A 1353-nucleotide genomic window follows, 5' to 3' on the forward strand; every position below is an offset into this window, starting at 1 on the left:
GTCCGCGGCATGGCGCATCAGCGGGCGCCGGCCGGCATGGGCGCAAAGCCGCAGCAGCGCGTGCAGCGCCGTTGTGGCCGCGTGCGCGGGTCCGGGATCGAGATCGGGGGCAAGCCGGGCCTCGACCGCGCCTGGCCCGACGTCGCACCACAGCCTGAGCAGCCGCACGGCGCGCGCCTCCAGCGGGGGGAGGTCGTCGATATGGCCGACCGGCGCACCACCCAAGGGGGTGCTGCGCGCGCCGTCGGCGGAGGTGTCGTCGAGAAAGTCGCGGGGCATGGCGGGCCTCGATGGTCCTGAACGCATCCGGCTTGCGACGGACGGGCCGTCGTGGCTGACCTATTCCTGACAATAAATGTCAGATAAGTCAATCACCCCTTGAGCAGCCGCAGCCCCTGCGTCACGTCGGTCCGCACCGCGAGCCTGAGTCCCGGCTCGTCTCCCGCCCGGAGCGCGGCGAGGATGAGCTTGTGGTGATAGGGCGGCTCGGTGCGCCTGAGCCGCCCGTAGAGCGCCCGCATGGTGGGACCGAGCTGCAGCCAGACGGTCTCGGTCATGGCGAGGATCGCGGGCGACTGGGCCCGGAGGTAAAGCGTGCGGTGAAATTCGAGATTCATGCGGATGTAGCCGGTCGCGTCGTGCCGCGCGACCATCTGGCTGACGCCGGCATTGATCGCCTCCAGCCGGTCGATCAGTGCGAAATGCGCCCGCGGCAGGGCGCGCGAGGCCAGCTCGGGCTCCAACATGGCGCGCAAGGACGCCAGTTCCTCGATCCGCTCGTTGGTGAGCGCAGGCGTGGCCACCCGGCCCGAGGAGGAGAGCGTGAGCGCGCCCTCGGCCACCAGCCGCCGCACCGCCTCGCGCGCGGGGGTCATGGAGACGCCGAACAGCTTGCCGATGCCGCGCAGGGTCAGCGATTCCCCGGGCCCCATCTCGCCATGCATAATCCGGGTCCTGAGCGCGCGGTAGACCCGGTCATGCGCGGCGCCGCTGGGGTCCGGGACACGCGGGCTCGCGGTGGCGGGAATCATGCGAGGGCCTCGGCGGGGGCGGAGAACTCGATCCGCTGCAGGCTGTCACCACGGGTCCGAAGCCAGTCCCGCGCGGCCCGGTGATCGGGGTAGAGCCGGGCGCAGACGGCCCAGAAGGCGGCGGAGTGGTTCATCTCGGCCAGGTGGGCGACCTCGTGCGCGGCGACGTAATCGCCGATTTCGGGCGGCGCCATGACGAGCCGCCACGACAGCATGATGTCGCCCCGCGCGCTGCACGAGCCCCAGCGCGAGCGCGTATCGCGCAGGCTCAGCCGCCGCACCGGACGGCCCAGCGCCGCGGCGTGGCGGTCCACCGCCGCCG

2 protein-coding genes and 1 pseudogene are annotated in these 1353 nt (G+C 72.2%); all 3 read right to left on the reverse strand.

The window, feature by feature from the left end; genetic code table 11:
* A pseudogene (locus NHG85_RS14675) lies at positions 1–279 on the reverse strand (hypothetical protein); the annotation flags it as partial.
* A gap of 92 nt (positions 280–371) precedes the next feature.
* Positions 372–1031 carry a GntR family transcriptional regulator gene (locus tag NHG85_RS14680; protein WP_253333662.1) on the reverse strand — a complete coding sequence of 220 codons (660 nt, stop codon included), beginning with the start codon at positions 1029–1031 and terminating at the stop codon, positions 372–374.
* Positions 1028–1353, reverse strand: a 326-nt coding sequence (locus NHG85_RS14685) for a M48 family metallopeptidase (protein ID WP_253333664.1), incomplete at its 5' end; no start/stop codon positions are given. The genes NHG85_RS14680 and NHG85_RS14685, both read right to left, overlap by 4 nt.

The sequence above is a fragment of the Limimaricola litoreus genome, assembly GCF_024159025.1.
GTDB classification, from domain to species: Bacteria; Pseudomonadota; Alphaproteobacteria; order Rhodobacterales; family Rhodobacteraceae; genus Limimaricola; species Limimaricola litoreus.

Coding starts and splice junctions, on each gene's coding strand:
- NHG85_RS14680 (WP_253333662.1), bottom strand. CDS start 1,031: ATGATTCCCGCCACCGCGAGCCCGCGTGTCCCGGACCCCAGCGGCGCC.